Source organism: Streptomyces sp. CB03238 (assembly GCF_002099185.1).
GTDB lineage: Bacteria > Actinomycetota > Actinomycetes > Streptomycetales > Streptomycetaceae > Streptomyces.
Genome location: NZ_NBCN01000003.1, coordinates 308,198 through 325,740 on the forward strand (window position 1 = coordinate 308,198; position 17,543 = coordinate 325,740).

At 72.0% G+C, this 17,543-nt stretch carries 11 protein-coding genes; 6 read left to right on the top strand and 5 right to left on the bottom strand.

Going from position 1 to position 17,543, the window contains the following annotated elements; all coding sequences use genetic code 11:
* Positions 1–24: 24 nt before the first annotated feature.
* Entirely contained in the window at positions 25–2,949 is a 2,925-nt protein-coding gene (locus BKD26_RS06385) for an FAD-binding and (Fe-S)-binding domain-containing protein (protein ID WP_084896676.1), read from the top strand.
* Between the two features lie 34 nt (positions 2,950–2,983).
* On the opposite strand, the gene BKD26_RS06390 is transcribed toward BKD26_RS06385, so the two are convergent.
* Entirely contained in the window at positions 2,984–3,259 is a 276-nt protein-coding gene (locus BKD26_RS06390; RefSeq protein WP_143662618.1) for a hypothetical protein, read from the bottom strand.
* A 219-nt stretch (positions 3,260–3,478) separates the two neighbouring features.
* On the opposite strand from BKD26_RS06390, the gene BKD26_RS06395 reads away from it, so the two are divergent.
* Complete coding sequence (locus BKD26_RS06395) at positions 3,479–4,900, top strand: Gfo/Idh/MocA family oxidoreductase (RefSeq protein ID WP_084896681.1); 1,422 nt, start codon at positions 3,479–3,481, stop codon at positions 4,898–4,900.
* A gap of 43 nt (positions 4,901–4,943) precedes the next feature.
* Here the strand turns inward: BKD26_RS06395 and BKD26_RS06400 are convergent, their stop codons facing one another.
* Positions 4,944–6,539: a peptide-N4-asparagine amidase gene (locus BKD26_RS06400; protein WP_179166439.1), complete on the bottom strand. Its 1,596-nt coding sequence runs from the start codon at positions 6,537–6,539 to the stop codon at positions 4,944–4,946.
* A 165-nt stretch (positions 6,540–6,704) separates the two neighbouring features.
* Between BKD26_RS06400 and BKD26_RS06405 the strand changes: the two genes are divergently transcribed.
* Positions 6,705–8,480, top strand: a complete 1,776-nt coding sequence (locus BKD26_RS06405; protein WP_084896686.1) for an ABC transporter ATP-binding protein — start codon at positions 6,705–6,707, stop codon at positions 8,478–8,480.
* A 5-nt stretch (positions 8,481–8,485) separates the two neighbouring features.
* Positions 8,486–10,267, top strand: a complete 1,782-nt coding sequence (locus BKD26_RS06410) for an ABC transporter ATP-binding protein (RefSeq protein WP_084896995.1) — start codon at positions 8,486–8,488, stop codon at positions 10,265–10,267.
* 22 nt (positions 10,268–10,289) lie between these two features.
* Here the strand turns inward: BKD26_RS06410 and BKD26_RS06415 are convergent, their stop codons facing one another.
* The 3 genes from BKD26_RS06415 to BKD26_RS06425 form a co-directional block, all read right to left on the bottom strand.
* Positions 10,290–11,045 carry an NAD(P)-binding domain-containing protein gene (locus BKD26_RS06415; protein WP_347104337.1) on the bottom strand — a complete coding sequence of 252 codons (756 nt, stop codon included), beginning with the start codon at positions 11,043–11,045 and terminating at the stop codon, positions 10,290–10,292.
* A 174-nt stretch (positions 11,046–11,219) separates the two neighbouring features.
* Entirely contained in the window at positions 11,220–13,154 is a 1,935-nt protein-coding gene (locus BKD26_RS06420; RefSeq protein ID WP_084896996.1) for an NAD(P)/FAD-dependent oxidoreductase, read from the bottom strand.
* Between the two features lie 82 nt (positions 13,155–13,236).
* Positions 13,237–14,028 carry a metal-dependent hydrolase gene (locus tag BKD26_RS06425; protein WP_084896688.1) on the bottom strand — a complete coding sequence of 264 codons (792 nt, stop codon included), beginning with the start codon at positions 14,026–14,028 and terminating at the stop codon, positions 13,237–13,239.
* A gap of 122 nt (positions 14,029–14,150) precedes the next feature.
* On the opposite strand from BKD26_RS06425, the gene BKD26_RS06430 reads away from it, so the two are divergent.
* Both BKD26_RS06430 and BKD26_RS06435 read left to right on the top strand, forming a co-directional pair.
* Positions 14,151–16,664, top strand: coding sequence for a DEAD/DEAH box helicase (locus BKD26_RS06430; protein ID WP_084896691.1), 2,514 nt, complete (start codon positions 14,151–14,153; stop codon positions 16,662–16,664).
* A gap of 10 nt (positions 16,665–16,674) precedes the next feature.
* Positions 16,675–17,541, top strand: a complete 867-nt coding sequence (locus BKD26_RS06435) for an acyl-CoA thioesterase II (RefSeq protein WP_084896693.1) — start codon at positions 16,675–16,677, stop codon at positions 17,539–17,541.
* The last annotated feature ends 2 nt before the right edge of the window (positions 17,542–17,543 follow it).

Here is a 17,543-nt window from a genome sequence, read left to right on the forward strand (position 1 = left end):
CCCGACGTCGAGGGGACCGATGACATGCCGCTGCTGGAGCCGAACCCCGACGACCTCCGCCCCGGCACGCACCGCGGCCCGTCCCCCGACCGCGTACCGGACCTGGTGGCGCACGGCTCACCCGGACGGCTGCGGGACGAACTGCTCGCCCTCTTCGGCCCCGACAAGGTGCTGTGGCAGGTCTCCGACCTGGTCCGGTACGCGTCGGACGCCAGCCCCTACCGCTTCGTCCCGCAGGTCGTCGTGGTCGCCGAGGACGTCGACGACATCTCGGCGATCCTGTCGTACGCGCACGACAAGGGCCGCGAGGTGGTGTTCCGGGCCGCCGGGACGAGCCTGAACGGTCAGGCGCAGGGCGAGGACATCCTGGTGGACGTGCGCCGGCACTGGGCGGGGATCGAGGTGCTGGACGGCGGCGCCCGTGCCCGGGTCCGGCCCGGCACCACCGTCGCCCGCGCCAACGCCGGCCTCGCCCGGTACGGCCGGGTACTGGGCCCCGACCCGGCGAGCGCCGTGGCCTGCACGATCGGCGGAGTCGTCGCCAACAACGCGTCCGGGATGACGGCCGGCACGGCCCGCAATTCGTACCGTACGGTCGCGTCCCTCACCGTCGTGCTGCCGTCCGGCACGGTCGTCGACACGGCCGGCCCGGCCGCCGACGACGAACTGGCACGCGCCGAGCCCGAGCTGTGCGCGGAGCTGCTCGCCGTCAAGGCGGAGATCGAGGCCGACCCGGAGCTGACGGCCCGTATCCGCGCCAAGTACGAGCTGAAGAACACCAACGGCTACCGCCTCGACGCCTACCTGGACGGCTCCACGCCCGTCGAGATCCTGCGCGGGCTGATGGTCGGCTCGCAGGGCACGTTCGGGTTCCTCTCCGAGGTCGTGTTCGACACCCTGCCGCTGGACCGCGAGGTCGCGGCGGCGCTGCTGTTCTTCCCGTCGCTGCCGGCCGCCGCGGCCGCCGTGCCGCGCTTCACCGAGGCCGGGGCGGTCGCCGTGGAGCTGATGGACGGCAACACCCTGCGGGCCTCGGTACGGGTGGACGGGGTGCCCGCCGACTGGGCGCGGCTGCCCGGGCCGACCACAGCTCTGCTGGTGGAGTTCCGGGCGCCCGACACGGCGGCCCTGGAGGCGTACGAACGGGCGGCGGCAGGCGTCCTCGGGGACGTCGAACTGGTGGCGCCCGTGGCGTCGGTGACCAACGCGTTCACCCGGGACGCCCGCACGATCGGCGGCTACTGGAAGGCGCGCAAGGCGTTCGTCGCCGCGGCGGGCGGCAGCCGCCCGTCCGGTACGACGCTGATCACCGAGGACTTCGCGGTGCCGCCGTCGCGGCTGGCCGAGGCGTGCGAGGCGCTGCTGGCGCTCCAGGCGGAGCACGGCTTCGACGCGGCCGTCGCCGGGCACGCGGCCCATGGCAACCTGCACTTCCTGCTGGCCTTCGACCCGGCCGACCCCGACGACGTCGACCGCTACGCCGCCTTCATGGACGCCTTCTGCAAGCTGACGGTCGAGCGGTTCGACGGCTCCCTCAAGGCCGAGCACGCCACCGGCCGGAACATCGCGCCGTTCCTGGAGCTGGAGTGGGGGCCCAAGGCCACGGAACTGATGTGGCGTACGAAGCGGGCCTTCGACCCGGAGGGGGTGCTGGCGCCGCGGGTCGTCCTCGACCGGGACCCGCGGGCCCATCTGCGCGGCCTGAAGACGGTGCCCAAGGTGGAGGCGGTCGCCGACGCGTGCATCGAGTGCGGTTTCTGCGAGCCGACCTGCCCGAGCCAGGACCTGACGACGACGCCCCGTCAGCGGATCGTGCTGCGCCGCGAAATGATGCGGCAGAGCCCCGGTTCGCCCGTCGAGGACAGCCTTCTCACGGCGTACGGCTATACGGCCGTGGACACCTGCGCGGGCGACTCGACGTGCGCGCTCGCCTGCCCGGTGGGCATCGACACGGGTGCGCTGATGAAGCGGCTGAGGCACGCCCGGCACTCGGCGCGCGAGGAGCGGATGGCGGCGCTGGCCGCGCGGCGCTTCGCGGCCGTGGAGGCCTCGGCGCGGCTCGCGGTCGCCACCGGGCGGCGGCTCGGCGACCGGCTGCCGGCGTCCGTCACGGGACTGCTCCGCAAGGCGGTACGGCCCGACCTGGTGCCCGAGTGGCTGCCGGAGATCCCCGGCGCGGCCGCCGGCGACCTGCCCGCCACGGAGCGGACGGGCGCTGTCGCCGTGTACTACCCGGCCTGTGTGAACCGGATCTTCGGCGAGCCGGCCGGGTTCGACGGCCCGTCCCTGCCCCAGGCGGTGGTCGCGCTGTCGGCGCGGGCCGGAAAACCCGTGTGGATCCCGGACGACGTGACGGGCACGTGCTGCGCCACGATCTGGCACTCCAAGGGGTACGAGGAGGGCGCGCGCGTGATGGCCGACCGGGTCGTCGAGGCCGCGTGGGGCTGGACGGCGGGCGGGCGGCTGCCGCTCGTCGTGGACGCCTCCTCCTGCGCGCTGGGCCTGGCGCGCGAGGTGGTGCCGTACCTGAGCGCGCACCACCGCGAGCTGCACGCCGAGCTGACGGTGATCGACTCGGTGGTGTGGGCCGCCGACGACCTGCTGCCGCACCTGACGGTACGGCGGAAGGCCGCCTCGGCGGTCGTCCACCCCACCTGCGCGATGCGGCACCTCGGCGACGAGGACCGGCTGCCCGCGCTCGCCGCGGCGTGCGCCGATGAGGTCGTCGTCCCGGACGACGCCGGCTGCTGTGCCTTCGCGGGCGACCGGGGGATGCTGCACCCGGAACTGACGGAATCGGCGACGGCCCGGGAGGCGGCCGAGGTGACGGCGCGGACGTTCGACGCGTACCTCTCCGCGAACCGCATGTGCGAGCTCGGCATGCAGCACGCCACGGGCCGCCCCTACCACTCCGCGCTCCTCCAACTGGACCTGGCGACCCGCCCCTGAGCCCCCGCGGGGGCCCGCGTCCTGGGCGTCAGCCCTAGTCGCCCGAGAATGCGAGGTACAGGTTCCGGTCCTCGCGGCACCGCACGCCCCAGGCCACGAGCCGTTGCGTCACCTCGCGTTCGGCACCGCACAGCCGAGCGAGGTCGGAGCCCTTCAGCTCCCGCACCAACCGCTCCACTGCCTCACCGCGCAGTGCGGTGTCCGCGTACGGGTCCAGGCCGGCCAGGGTCGGCAGACGGTGCCGGCCGAGCCGCGAGACCGCGCTCCAGAACTCGTCGGCGCCGTCGTCGACGACGTACGACTCCAGCACGCCCATCTCCGGACGCGGCCCGGGTGTTCGGCCCGTCCGGAGCTTCGACGCCCCACGGCGAAGCTCAATGGTGAGCCCCACTGCGGTCATTCCCCTTCCAAGAGTCCATGTGCTCGAAACGAGAGTCCAATCTGCCCTCTTGCGTATCACCAACCCCAACAGCCAGGGTCCTTCCCGGGATTCATGAACCAGCCGCGCACACAACGCACTGGAGGTTCGATGAACGACACAGCCCCCGGGAACCAGGACCGGTCCCAGGACTCGCCCAGCCGTCGGTCCGTACTGCGGACCACCGCCGGGGTGGCGGGAGCCGGACTGGGGCTCGGCGCGCTGGGCGGTACCGCTGCCGCCGCCGAGAACGAAGCACCGGAGACCACCGCCACTCCCCCGCGCCAGGGCCACACCATGGCCGGCGTGCCCTTCGAACGGCGCTCCACCGTCCGCGTCGCGATCGTCGGGCTCGGCAACCGCGGCGGCAGCATGATCGACCTGTTCCTCGCCGTCCCCGGCGTACGCGTGGTCGCCGTCTGCGATCCCGTGAAGGCCAAGACCGAGCAGGCCGCGGCCAAGGTCGTGAGGGCCGGGCAGCCGTCGCCCGCCGTCTACGCCAACGGGGAGAACGACTACGAGAACCTCTGCGAGCGCGGCGACGTCGACCTCGTCTATGTGGCGACCCCCTGGGACGTCCACTTCGCCATGGCGAAGACGGCGATGCTGAACGGCAAGCACGTCGGCGTCGAGTGCCCCCTCGCGATGCGCCTGGACGAGCTGTGGGAGCTCGTCGACCTCTCCGAGCGCACCCGCCGCCACTGCATGCAGCTGGAGAACTGCTGTTACGGCAAGAACGAGATGCGGGTGCTGCGCATGGCGCACGCCGGCAAGTTCGGCGAGCTGCTGCACGGGGCCGGGGCGTACAACCACGACCTGCGGGGCCTGATGTTCTCCCCCACGTACTACGAAGGCCCCTGGCGCCGCTTGTGGCACACCCGGCTGCGGGGCGACCTCTACCCCAACCACGGCTTCGGGCCGGTCGCCAACTACATGGACATCAACCGGGGCGACCGCGCGGTCAGCATCAGCAGCTTCGGTACGCCGGCGCTGGGCCTGGCCGAGTACCGCGAGGCCAACGTGGAGCCGAGCGACCCGAGCTGGAAGGAGACGTACATCGAGAGCGACCGCACCATCAGCATGGTGCAGACCGCGAAGGGCCGGGTGATCCGGCTGGAGCACGATGTGTCGACCCCGCACCCGTACAGCAGGATCAACAGCCTGGGCGGCACGAAGGGCGTCTTCGAGGACTACCCGGCCCGCATATACATCGAGCCGGACCACGACGACGACCAGTGGGCCGACTTCTCGGCGTACGCGGCGGAGTTCGACCACTGGCTGTGGAAGGAGCACGCCAACCCGCCCGGCGGCCACGGCGGGATGGACTACATCATGGTGTACCGGCTGATGCAGTGCATGCAGCTCGGCCTCGTCCCCGACTTCGACGTGTACGACGGGGCGACCTGGACGGCCCCGGTGCCGCTCAGCCACGCCTCGATCAAGGCGAAGGGCGCGCCGCAGCGGATACCGGACTTCACCCGCGGCGAGTGGACGAAGGCCCGGTCGGGAGTGGACTCGGTCAAGCCGGCGTGAGAAGCGAAGGGAGCGGGCCCGGTCCCGGGCCCGCTCCTCGCGGTCAGCAGCGGCGGCGGTCCTCCGTCGCCGTCCCCTGCGCCGTCTTAAGACTCCGGTCGTAGCAGCCGCCGGGGCCGTACAGCCGGTAGCGCTCCGCGCTGGTGCCGACGGCGTGCCGCTGGTCGCGCGGGACGCCGGTGGTGTACGTCGCGTCGCCCGCGTACGTGTCGTCCAGCCGTGACCATCGCGTCCGCTTCCCGTTCCGGAGGACCAGGGTGCCGGCGCGGTCGGCGAGCGTCAGCACGGTGCGCAGCCGGTCGCCGGCGCCGAGAGTCGTCTCGCCGTCCATGGTGTACGTGCGGTGGGTGCGGGTGCTGGTCCCGCCCCGGCTGACGGTCTCGTCGTCCCGCCACGTCGCCGTCAGCGCGTCCCGGCTCTCGCCGTCGGTCCAGCGGTGTACGGAGGTGTGGGCCACGGCACGGGTCACGGTCGTCGTGACGCGGCCGTGCGAGGTGTTCAGGTGACCGGCGACGGTGAGCCGGTGGGCGGCCTCGGTGTCGAGGCGGTGCTCAGGACCGGGCGTGTACACCGACGAGTTGGCGGGCGCGCTCTCCTCGTGGCGGGTCAGCGCGCCGGTGACGACCTCGCGGCCCTCGTCCTGCCAGACGAGCACGTTCGCCGGAGTCGACCAGCCGGTCCGCCCGGCCGGTACGCCGGCGACGGAGACCTCGACGCGGTGCGGGCGACCGTCGTTGAGCAGTGCGGCGAACGGCGTGAGGTCGTAGCGGACCGGCCTGACGTCGAAGGCGCGGGGGCCGGGGATCACGTACCAGAGGAAGGGGTTGGACCAGCCACCGGTCCACACCGTCGGGAAGGGGGCGGCTATCCCGGCGAGCCGACCGTCGACGGAGATCCGCACCTCCCGGTGCGGTCCGCCCGGCGCCTTGCACGAGTAGGGCGCGGCGTCCGGGACGGTCATGTACCAGTATTCCTCGCAGCCGCCGCCGGAGCCGGTGGCGTACACCTCGGCGAGGATCCGTTCGGAGTTGCGCGGGGTCGTCAGGGACGGGGTGCCGAGCGGGATCACCCGGTCGGGCACGTCTGCGGGATCGTGGTTCCCCGCGTAGAACGTCAGCGTCACCGTGACGTCGATGACGCCGGTGTACGTGTCGTTGACGACGTTGCCGATGAGCATCTCCACCGGTTGCGGGCGGCGCAGGGTGTCGCTGTAACGGGTGATGTCGGTCTCCACCGACCAGGTGATGCCGTCGGGGGACGGCTGCGGGGTGGACGTACGGAAGACCTCGACGCCGCCGATGGCGAGGTGGCCCAGCCGGTCGTACTGCCGCCCCTTCACCTTGCCGTCGAGCCGCAGCACCACCGTGCTCCACCGGTCGCCGCAGCCCTCCGGGGGCGTGTACGTCCCCTTGTAGGGCGTGAAGTCGCGGAACTGCGCCTCGGCGAGGGTCATCCGGCACGAGGGGGCGCCGGACGGCCGGGGCACGGGCGGAGCCGCGGTGACCGGATCGTGCCAGTCGGTGCCGAACTCGGCCGGGGGCTGGGGTGGGGCGGCGGAGGAGGGCGGGGCCGACGTGAACAGCGCGGTGACCGCCAGCAGTCCACCCATGAGCATGCTCATGACTTTTCGTTGTGTCATGGGTCGGGAGTGAAGCGCGGGACGGCCTTCCGACGCCAGAGGCCGCTGTTGAACCTTGGCGCGTTCTGTGCCGTCCTACCGGAAAATCGATTGCCGACGGCGGGCCCGGAAGGCCAACCTTGCACGGTTTCCCCCGCCCTCCGTCGATGAAATCCCTGGGACCGCATGAAGATTCAGCACCTTCCGTACGCCGATCCAGGTGACCCCGACGTCAGGTCGGGCGCGCGCTTCCTGCTGTGGCTGGGGCGCAACCAGCTGGGCGGTCAGATCAGGTCCCTGCTGTGGGGCCTGCTGCTGCACCTCGGCATCGCCGGGCTCCCCCTCGGCGTGGGCCTCGCGGTGCAGGCCGTCATCGACCGCTCGGGCAGTGGCCTGGCGTGGGCCGGTGCCCTGATCGCCCTGCTCGGCGCGGCCATCGCGGTGGGCGACACGATGCAGCACCGCACCGCCGTCACCAACTGGATCACCGCCGCCGCCCGCGTCCAGCAGCTGCTGGCACGCAAGACGGCCGAGCTGGGCTCGCTGCTGACCCGGCGGGTCGCCGCGGGCGAGGTCGTCGCCGTCTCCACCGGGGACGTCGAGAAGATCGGCTGGTTCGTGGAGACGCTGTCGCGGTTCGCCGCGGCGGCCACCACGCTCGTCCTGGTCTGCGTCGGCCTAGTGGTCTACCAGCCCGCCCTCGGCGTCGTCGTCGCCGTCGGCGTGCCCGTCCTGGCGCTCGCCGCCCTGCCGCTGCTCCCCCGCGCCACCCGGCGCGCGGACATCCAGCGGGAGAAGGCCGGCCGCGCCACCGAGCTGGCCTCGGACACCGTCGCCGGCCTGCGCGTCCTGCGCGGCATCGGCGGCGAGGAACTGTTCCTCCGCCGCTACCGCGAGGCCTCCCAGGAGGTGCGCCGCGCCGCCGTGCGCAGCGCCCGCATGTGGGCCCTGATCGCGGCGATCCAGGTGCTGCTGCCGGGACTGCTGCTGGTCGTGGTGGTGCTGTACGGGGCGAAGCTCGCCCTGGAGGGCCGCGTGTCGGTCGGCGAACTGGTCACCGTGTACGGCGCGGTCACGCTCACGCATCATCCCTTGCGCAACTTCGAGGAGATCGCCATGGCGTACTCCTTCTCGCGCCCCTCCGCGAAACGCGCCGCCCGGGTGCTGTCCCTGACGCGTACGTCGACCACGGTGACCGGCGCGGCGCGGGAGCGGCAGGGCGGGGACCTGTACGACCCGGTGACCGGGCTGGTCGCCCCGGCCGGTCTGTTCACCGCCGTCGTGTGCGGCGACCCGGACGCCGCCGGGACGCTCGCCGACCGGCTCGGCGGCCACCCGTCCGAGGACCCGGCGGGGCACGTCTCCGTCCTGCTCGGCGGGGTGCCCCTGGACGAACTGCCGCTCGACGCGGCGCGCTCCGCCGTCCTCGTACAGGACAAGGACCCGGTGTTGCTGTCCGGCACCCTGCACGAGCTGCTGGACGTGCCGTCGTCGGGGAAGGTGAGCGCCGGGGACGCCCTGGCGGCGGCCCAGTGCGGTGACGTGCTGGACGCGCTCGCCCAGGCGTCGGTGGACACCGGCGGCGACCCGATGCGCACGCGGATCACCGAGCGCGGCCGGTCGCTGTCCGGCGGGCAGCGGCAACGCCTGGCGCTGGCCCGGTCGTTGGTCACCGACCCCGGGGTGCTGGTGCTGGACGAGCCGACGTCGGCGGTGGACTCGCACACCGAGGCGCGGATCGCGACGGGCGTCCAGCGGCTGCGCACCGGCCGTACCACCGTGGTGCTGGCCTCGTCGCCGCTGCTGCTCGACCTCGCGGACCGGGTGGTCCTGGTCCATGAGGGCGAGGCGGTGGCGGTGGGCACGCACCGCGAACTGCTGGCCACCGAGGAGCGCTACCGCGCGGTGGTCACGCGGGAGACCGAAGAGGAAGCCCTTGTGGACATCGAGGAGTCGGCATGACCGCCGTGATCGGCATGGTGCCGCCGGAGTACGACCCGGCGGCCCCGGAGTCCGCGACCACGCTGCCGGTGGGCACCGCCGCGACCGTCCGGGCGTACGTGACGGAGCTGTTGCGCCGCCACCGCACGGCGTTCGCCGCGCTCGTGGCGGTCAACGCGGTCGCGGTCGTCGCCTCGATGGTGGGCCCGTACCTGCTCGGCTCGCTGGTCGACCGGCTCGCGGCGGGCGCGCGTGAGCTCCATCTTCCGGTGACCGTCGGGGCGTTCGTGGTGGCGCTGGCCGTGCAGACGGTGTTCGTCCGGCTGGTGCGGCTGCGTGGCGCGATGCTCGGCGAGGAGATGCTGGCCGACCTGCGCGAGGACTTCCTCGTACGGTCGGTGGGGCTGCCGCCGGGCGTGCTGGAGCGGGCCGGCACCGGCGACCTGCTGTCGCGGATCACCACGGACATCGACCGGCTGGCCAACGCCATGCGCGAGGCGGTGCCGCAGCTCGCCGTCGGCGTGGTGTGGGCGAGCCTGCTGATGGGCGGGCTGGCGGTGACGGCGCCACCGCTGGCCCTCGCCGTGCTGGTGGCCGCGCCGCTGCTGATCGCGGGCTGCCGCTGGTACTTCCGGCGCGCGCCGTCCGCGTACCGTTCGGAGGCCGCCGGGTACGCGGCGGTCGCCGCCGTCCTCGCCGAGACGGTCGACGCGGGCCGGACGGTCGAGGCGCACCGGCTGGGCGCGCGGCGGATCGCGCTGTCCGACCGGCGGATCAAGGAGTGGACGGCGTGGGAGCGGTACACGCTCTTCCTGCGCTCGGTCCTCTTCCCGGTCGTCAACCTCACGCACACCACGGTCCTGGCCGCCGTCCTGATGATCGGCGGTGTGTTCGTCCTGAACGACTGGATGGACGTGGGGCAGCTGACCACGGGCGCGCTGCTCGCGCAGATGCTGGTCGACCCCGTCGGGATCATCCTGCGCTGGTACGACGAGCTCCAGGTGGCCCAGGTGTCGCTGGCCCGGCTCGTCGGCGTCCGGGACATCGAGCCGGAGAGCGGCGACGAGGCGGTACGGCCGGACGGGCGCGAGGTGCGGGCGGAGGAGGTGCGCTTCGGCTACCGCGAGGGCGTCGACGTACTGCACCGGGTGTCGATGGACGTCCCGCCGGGCACCCGGGTGGCGCTGGTGGGCCCGTCGGGCGCGGGCAAGTCGACGCTGGGCCGGCTGCTGGCCGGGATCTACGCACCGCGCGCCGGGCGGGTCACCCTCGGCGCGGCCGAACTGTCGCGGATGCCCGCCGAGCGCGTCCGGGAGCATGTGGCGCTGGTCAACCAGGAGCACCACGTCTTCGTCGGTACGCTCCGCGACAACCTGCTGCTCGCGCGGACCGGCGCCGAGGACGCGGAGCTGTGGGCGGCCCTCGGGGCGGTCGACGCGGACGGGTGGGCGCGGGCGCTGGACGACGGCCTCGACACCGAGGTCGGCTCGGGCGGCCTGACGCTGACCCCGGCGCAGGCCCAGCAGATCGCACTGGCCCGCCTGGTGCTGGCCGACCCGCACACCCTGGTGCTGGACGAGGCGACGTCCCTCCTGGACCCGCGCGCCGCCCGCCACCTGGAGCGGTCCCTGGCGCGGGTCCTGGACGGCCGTACGGTGGTGGCGATCGCGCACCGGCTCCACACGGCCCACGACGCGGACGTGATCGCGGTCGTCGAGGGCGGCCGGATCAGCGAGCTGGGCAGCCATGACGACCTGGTGGCGGCGGGCGGCGCGTACGCGGCGCTGTGGCGGTCCTGGCACGGGTAGGAACGGGGCGCCCCCGTGCCGCCTACCGCCGCCACCTGGGGGCCGGCGGACGGTTCAGCGGACGATCTTGACACCGAAGTGGCTGCCGACGCCGCCGAGGGCGAGGCCGATGGCCATGTGGAGGTGGGCGTACATCTCCATACCGCGCGCGGCGTGCAGGTCTCCGAGGTCGAGCACGTCCTTCCAGCCGTAGGCGCGCAGCAGTCAAGGGGGCGGCGTCCTTCGCGTCGGGGTCGTTGCCGGCGAGGAACATGGTGTGGTCGCCACCGGCGATGCCGGCGGGGTTCACGACGGTCGCCTGTTCCTGGGTGACGAACGTCTTGACGACCTTGGTGTCGGGCAGGGCGCGCTGGATCCGTTCGGCGAGGCTGTCGGTGTCGACCGGGTCCAGGCGCGGCATGACCCCCCAGGCGGTGGGCCACGGGTGCTCGGTGTCGCCTTCCTGCTGGTAGACGTAGGGCACGGCGTAGTCGATCAGGACCTTCCCGGCCAGCGCGGGGGCGGGGCCGGCGGTCAGGGCCGTGACCGCGTGGGCACCGTCGATGCCGTTGATGACCAGCTCACCGGCGGCCGCCGCGTCGGCGAACGTGGCCAGGGTGAGCTCGGGGTGTTCGGCGAGGAAGGCGGAGAAGGGAGGGGTGCCCATCATGTCGGGCTCGCTACGGGCCAGGGTCGCCTCCGGACTGCGGGTGCCGACGGTGACGTCGTGGCCGAGGTCGATGAGCTTCGCGGCGTGGCAGCGGGCGCCGGCACCGGTACCGAGAATGGCGATCTTCATGGCTCAGGTCCTCCAGGACGGTGTGAGGGTGAAGAGCGAACAGTAGGGATATTTGTCACTGTTTGCCCCTTAGGCATGTTTTTCACCCTAGGACCCTTATAGGACGGGCCGTGTCCTATAAGCACCCGGACGACCCGGCGAGCGGTCCCCCGCCGGGCCGCCCGGTGTGCCCCGTCAGCCGGCGCCGTGGACCTCCAGGGCCGCGCGGACCGCTGACTCAAGGGCGCCTTCGATCCAGGCGGGTTTGACCGAGGTGTGGCAGCCGGCGAAGTGGAGCGGGCCTTCCTGGGTGCGCATGTCCAGGAAAATCTCGGTGTGCTGGCCGGGCAGCAGGACGGACGCCTCACCGTACGCGTACGGGTCGCGGTGCCAGCTCTGGGTGCGGCCGACGCCGGTGAAGAAGACCTCCAGCCGCTGCCCGTACACCTCCTGCATGCCGCGCAGGGCCAGCGCGTACCGGGCCTCGTCGTCGTAGGAGTCCCAGCGCCTGGCGTCGTCCGCCCAGCTGTAGGAGGCGAGGACGACGCCGCCGTCGCTGCCGGGGACGGGGTGGGACGGGTTGAACATGAAGCGGTTGGCGTTGTCGGTGACCGAGCCGCCGCCGATGACCTCGGCGGCCTCGGGCTGGTCGCGGGAGACCCAGGCGTTGGCCGCGTAGTGCGTGCGCTGGTTCTCGGAGAGGTTCCCTCGGAGTACGGAGGGGTGCTCGCCGAGCCGCCGGCCGTCCAGCGGCACCTGGCCCTTGCGGTACGTGTCGTACAGCCCGGGTTCCATGGCGTCCAGTTCGCGCCGCCAGTCGTCCTCGCCGAACTCCCACCAGCGGCGGCTGAATTCGAGGAGCACCTTGGTGGCGCTGTCGTAGTGCACCTCGCATACGGCGCGGCGCTTCTCGTACGACAGCTGGGGGGAGACCTGGACGTGCCGGAGCCCGGAGAAGGGGATGGTCACGATCGCCGCGTCACCCGTGAACCGCTCGCGGACCACCTTGCCGCCCCGGCCCTCGGAGACCGTGTCGACGATGACCCGTTCACCCGCCTCGCGAGTCTCGATGCGGGTGACGCGCCGGTCGAAGCGGACGTCGTCGCGCACCTGGTCCAGGAGCGCATCGGCGAGGACGGCGGTGCCGCCGTTCAGCTCGTAGAAGGCGGTGCCGGGGCTGATCAGGGACGCGCTGATGAAGCTGTGCAGGAAGGAGAGCGGCAGCCTGGAGGTCATGTTCTCCAGGGTTCCGATCAGGTCGATCGTGCGCTCGTCGAGCCCCGCGTACTCGGTGAGGAAGCGGTACATGGACCAGTCGCCGAACCGCTGGATCACACGGGCCCAGCCTTCGAGCAGTTCGGGCATCTGCTTGTCGGCCCGGGTGCCGTCGGGGCGGCGGGTGCTGTACTCGTCGCGTACGGGGTCGAGGGCCTGGCGCACGATGTCCGCCGCCGGGACGTTCTCGTACTTCTGCGGCACACCGAAGGAGCGGTTGATCGCCTGCGGGTTCTTGGCGTAGTCGGCGCGGCGGGCCCGGATGCCGTTGACGCGGATCCAGGTCCGGTACTGGGGCTTTCCTGCCGGGTCGGTGTCGACGTAGTAGAAGGGGCGGCGCTCGATGCCGAGCTTGTCGATCAGGCCGATGACGAGCGGGTGGCTGCCGGGGATGCGCATGGCGCCGGCCTCGGCGTACTGCTGGGGATCGGCGAACGGCTGGGCGGCGTGCTCGTGGCCGCCGGTGCGGAAGGTCTTGATGCGGCCGCCGGCGCGGTTTCCGTTGGCCTCGACGACGGTGACGTGGTGGCCGGCCCGCTTGAGGAGAGCCGCGGCGACCATGCCGGCCGGTCCGGCACCGAGGACGAGGATCTTCTTGGGCCCGGCGGCCGCCCTGGGCAGCCCGCCGCCGAGCAGGATCTGCTCGTAGCGCGGGACCAGGGGCCGGTTGTCCTGGTCGAGGACGAGTAGGGCGCGGGCGACGGCGAGGCAGGTCTGCCAGTCGGCGGTGGAGCGGGGTGCGGCCGCCGGCGCCTCCGGTGCCGCTGCGGCAGGGTTTGCGGGGAGGGCGGCCACGGCCGCCACCGAGCCTGCGCCCACAGAGAACTGACGACGTGTCAGATGCAGGGAATTCATGATCAGAAGAAAGCGGATCTTCACGTTCCGCGGAACCGCTTCGCGCTCCGTTCACCCGAACGGGAAGACCGGACGACGAGGGTCAGATGAAATTGAGCGCCGCCGCCCCGCCCACCCCGCCCAGCAGCATGAACGCCGGCATCAGCACCTTCAGCTCCACCCAGCTGCCCGCCCGGAACCGCATCCCCTTCGGCGGCCCCACCGGGTACCAGCGCTTGCCCCCGACCGGGATCGGCCACAGGATCGGGCAGCCCGAGACGGTCAGGGCGTCGCCGATGTCATGGACGAGGGCGCCCAGCACGATCGGCAGGCCCAGCCACAGGTACTCCTGGCCGGGCGCGGTGAACAGCCAGTCCGAGCCGTTGCCCGGCTTGTCCAGGACGCCCGCCAGGATCCACGCGCTGGTGGCGCCCAGCAGCCACACCAGGACGTCGCTGGACATCCGGGCCGCCCGCCACAGCAGGCCCTCCACCGCCAGCACCAGGTGGATGAAGAGGATCGCCAGGACCGCCCACCGGCCGCCCGTGACGGCCAGCACGGAAGCGCCCGCGCCACAGAGCACGGCCCACACCCAGGTGTGCGTGAGCGTGCGGTGGCCGCCGCTCCGGCGGGCGTCGGCCCGCGTCTTGGTGGCCTTGTAGACGGCGTACGACAGCTTGTCGACGATCTCGCACACCCCGCGCGAGACGGGACCGAAGGCCCGCGAGATGGTCGCCGACTTGTGGTCGAGGTCGGGCGCGAGGGCCGCGCCTGCGCAGATCAGGGCGCCGACGACGAGCACCGGCCACGGCATCGGGTGGCCCGCGGCGGCGGTCGCGGCTCCCACCCCCAGCCACGCGGCCGCGCCGGATAGTGAGTGCGCCGGTCCCATCATGTGCGTTCCCCGCCCCGTTTGTTCTTGTCCTGCACCCCGGTTGACGGGACAGCGTACCGTTCGTGATCTTCACACGAACGGCCGGTTCCCGCTTCCGGGCGTGAGCCAGGCAAGATGGGGGCGTGACCCTTATCGATCAGCTGCCGCCCGACGCCGACCCCGATGCCCTCTTCGAGGCCTTCTCGTCATGGGCGGAGACCCAGGGCATCAGCCTCTACCCCGCCCAGGAGGAGGCGCTGATCGAGGTGGTATCCGGGGCGAACGTGATCCTCTCCACACCGACCGGATCGGGAAAGTCGCTGGTCGCGGCAGGTGCGCACTTCACGGCGCTCGCCCATGACCAGGTGACCTTCTACACCGCGCCGATCAAGGCGCTGGTGTCGGAGAAGTTCTTCGACCTGTGCAAGCTCTTCGGCACCGAGAACGTGGGCATGCTGACCGGCGACGCGTCCGTGAACGCCGACGCGCCCGTGATCTGCTGCACGGCGGAGGTGCTGGCGTCGATCGCGCTGCGTGACGGCAAGGACGCGGACATCGGCCAGGTCGTGATGGACGAGTTCCACTTCTACGCCGAGCCGGACCGCGGCTGGGCCTGGCAGATCCCGCTGCTGGAACTGCCGCAGGCGCAGTTCGTCCTGATGTCGGCGACGCTCGGCGACGTGGCGATGTTCGAGAAGGACCTCACGCGCCGCACCGGCCGCCCCACCTCGGTGGTCCGCTCGGCAACCCGGCCGGTCCCGCTCTCGTACGAGTACAAGCTCACGCCCATCACCGAGACGCTGACCGAGCTGCTGGAGACCAAGCAGGCGCCGGTCTACATCGTCCACTTCACCCAGGCGCAGGCCGTGGAGCGGGCGCAGTCGCTGATGAGCATCAACATGTGCTCACGCGAGGAGAAGGACAAGATCGCCGAGCTGATCGGCAACTTCCGCTTCACCACCAAGTTCGGCAAGAACCTCTCGCGGTACGTGCGGCACGGCATCGGCGTGCACCACGCCGGCATGCTGCCCAAGTACCGGCGGCTGGTCGAGAAGCTGGCGCAGGCCGGGCTGCTGAAGGTGATCTGCGGGACGGACACCCTGGGAGTCGGGGTCAATGTCCCGATTCGTACGGTATTGTTCACGGCGCTCACCAAGTACGACGGCAACCGGGTGCGTACGCTGCGTGCCCGCGAGTTCCACCAGATCGCGGGCCGCGCGGGGCGCGCGGGCTTCGACACGGCCGGGTTCGTGGTGGCGCAGGCGCCCGAGCACGTCATCGAGAACGAGAAGGCCCTCGCCAAGGCGGGCGACGACCCGAAGAAGCGCCGCAAGGTGGTGCGGAAGAAGGCCCCCGAGGGATTCGTCGGCTGGACCGAGAACACCTTCGAGAAGCTGATCGCCTCCGAGCCGGAGCCGCTCACCTCCCGCTTCCGTGTCACCCACACCATGCTGCTGTCGGTGATCGCCCGGCCCGGCGACGCCTTCCGGGCGATGCGCCGACTCCTGGAGGACAACCACGAGCCGCGCAAGAACCAGCTGCGGCACATCCGGCGCGCCATCGCGATCTACCGCTCGCTGCTGGACGGCGGGGTCGTCGAGCAGCTCGACACGCCCGACGCCGAGGGCCGCACGATCCGGCTCACCGTCGACCTCCAGCAGGACTTCGCGCTGAACCAGCCGCTGTCGACGTTCGCGCTCGCGGCGTTCGACCTGCTGGACCCCGAGTCCCCCTCGTACGCCCTGGACATGGTGTCGGTCGTCGAGTCGACGCTGGACGACCCGCGCCAGATCCTCGCCGCCCAGCAGAACAAGGCGCGCGGCGAGGCGGTCGGCGCGATGAAGGCGGACGGCGTCGAGTACGAGGAGCGGATGGAGCGGCTCCAGGACATCTCGTACCCGAAGCCGCTCGAAGAGCTGCTGTGGCACGCGTACAACACGTACAAGAAGTCGCACCCGTGGGTCGGCGACCACCCCGTCTCGCCGAAGTCCGTCATCCGTGACATGTACGAGCGGGCGCTGTCCTTCACGGAGTTCACGTCGTTCTACGAGCTGGCGCGCACCGAGGGCATCGTGCTGCGGTACCTGGCGTCCGCGTACAAGACGCTGGACCACACCATCCCGGACGACCTCAAGACCGAGGACCTTCAGGACCTGATCGCCTGGCTGGGCGAGATGGTGCGGCAGGTCGACTCCTCGCTGCTGGACGAGTGGGAGCAGCTGGCCAACCCGGAGGTCGAGACCGCCGAGGAGGCCCAGGAGAAGGCCGACCAGGTCAAGCCGGTCACGGCCAACGCCCGCGCCTTCCGGGTGCTGGTGCGCAACGCGCTGTTCCGCCGCGTGGAGCTGGCCGCGCTGGACCAGCTCCAGGAACTGGGCGAGATGGACGCGGAGTCCGGCTGGGACGAGGAGCGGTGGGCGGAGGCGATGGACGCGTACTGGGACGAGTACGACGACCTCGGCACCGGCCCGGACGCACGCGGTCCGAAGCTGCTCGCCATCGAGGAGGAGCCGGAGCACGGCCTGTGGCGCGTCCGGCAGACCTTCGCCGACCCGAACGGCGACCATGACTGGGGCATCAGCGCGGAGGTGGACCTGGCGGCCTCGGACGAGGAGGGCCGCGCGGTCGTCCGCGTCACCGACGTCGGCCAGCTGTAGGAGGACTCGTATGACGAACCCCGCCGAGAGACTCGTCGACCTGCTCGACCTGGAGCAGATCGAGGTCAACATCTTCCGTGGCGCCAGCCCGCAGGAGTCCCTGCAACGGGTCTTCGGCGGGCAGGTCGCCGGCCAGGCCCTGGTCGCGGCCGGCCGCACCACCGAGGGCGACCGGCCGGTGCACTCGCTGCACGCGTACTTCCTGCGGCCCGGCATCCCCGGCGTGCCGATCGTGTACCAGGTCGAACGGGTGCGGGACGGCCGGTCGTTCACCACCCGCCGGGTCACCGCGATCCAGCGCGGCAAGACGATCTTCAACCTGACGGCCTCCTTCCACCAGCCGGAGGAGGCGGGCTTCGAGCACCAGCTGCCGCCGCGCCTGGAGTTCCCGCCGCCGGAGGACCTGCCCTCCGTCACGGACGAGATCCGCGAGCACCTGGGCGCGCTGCCGGAGGCACTGGAGCGGATGGCCAGGCGCCAGCCGTTCGACATCCGGTACGTCGACCGGCTGCGCTGGACGCAGGAGGAGGTCAAGGAGGCCGACCCGCGCAGCGCGGTGTGGATGCGCGCGGTGGGCCCGCTGGGCGACGACCCGCTGGTCCACACGTGCGCGCTGACGTACGCCTCCGACATGACCCTGCTGGACGCGGTCCGCATCCCGGTCGAACCGCTGTGGGGGCCGCGGGGGTTCGACATGGCGTCGCTGGACCACGCGATGTGGTTCCACCGCCCGTTCCGTACGGACGAGTGGTTCCTGTACGACCAGGAGTCCCCGATCGCGACGGGCGGCCGGGGCCTGGCGCGCGGCCGGATCTACGACCGGGAGGGCCGGCTGCTGGTGTCGGTGGTGCAGGAGGGGTTGTTCCGCCGCCACTGAGC

Bases quoted from the DNA above. Each gene is read 5' to 3' on its own strand.
- BKD26_RS06420 (WP_084896996.1), bottom strand. From the start codon at position 13,154: ATGAATTCCCTGCATCTGACACGTCGTCAGTTCTCTGTGGGCGCAGGC.
- BKD26_RS06395 (WP_084896681.1), top strand. From the start codon at position 3,479: ATGAACGACACAGCCCCCGGGAACCAGGACCGGTCCCAGGACTCGCCC.
- BKD26_RS06435 (WP_084896693.1), top strand. From the start codon at position 16,675: ATGACGAACCCCGCCGAGAGACTCGTCGACCTGCTCGACCTGGAGCAG.
- BKD26_RS06405 (WP_084896686.1), top strand. From the start codon at position 6,705: ATGAAGATTCAGCACCTTCCGTACGCCGATCCAGGTGACCCCGACGTC.
- BKD26_RS06425 (WP_084896688.1), bottom strand. From the start codon at position 14,028: ATGATGGGACCGGCGCACTCACTATCCGGCGCGGCCGCGTGGCTGGGG.
- BKD26_RS06415 (WP_347104337.1), bottom strand. From the start codon at position 11,045: ATGAAGATCGCCATTCTCGGTACCGGTGCCGGCGCCCGCTGCCACGCC.
- BKD26_RS06400 (WP_179166439.1), bottom strand. From the start codon at position 6,539: ATGACACAACGAAAAGTCATGAGCATGCTCATGGGTGGACTGCTGGCG.
- BKD26_RS06385 (WP_084896676.1), top strand. From the start codon at position 25: ATGCCGCTGCTGGAGCCGAACCCCGACGACCTCCGCCCCGGCACGCAC.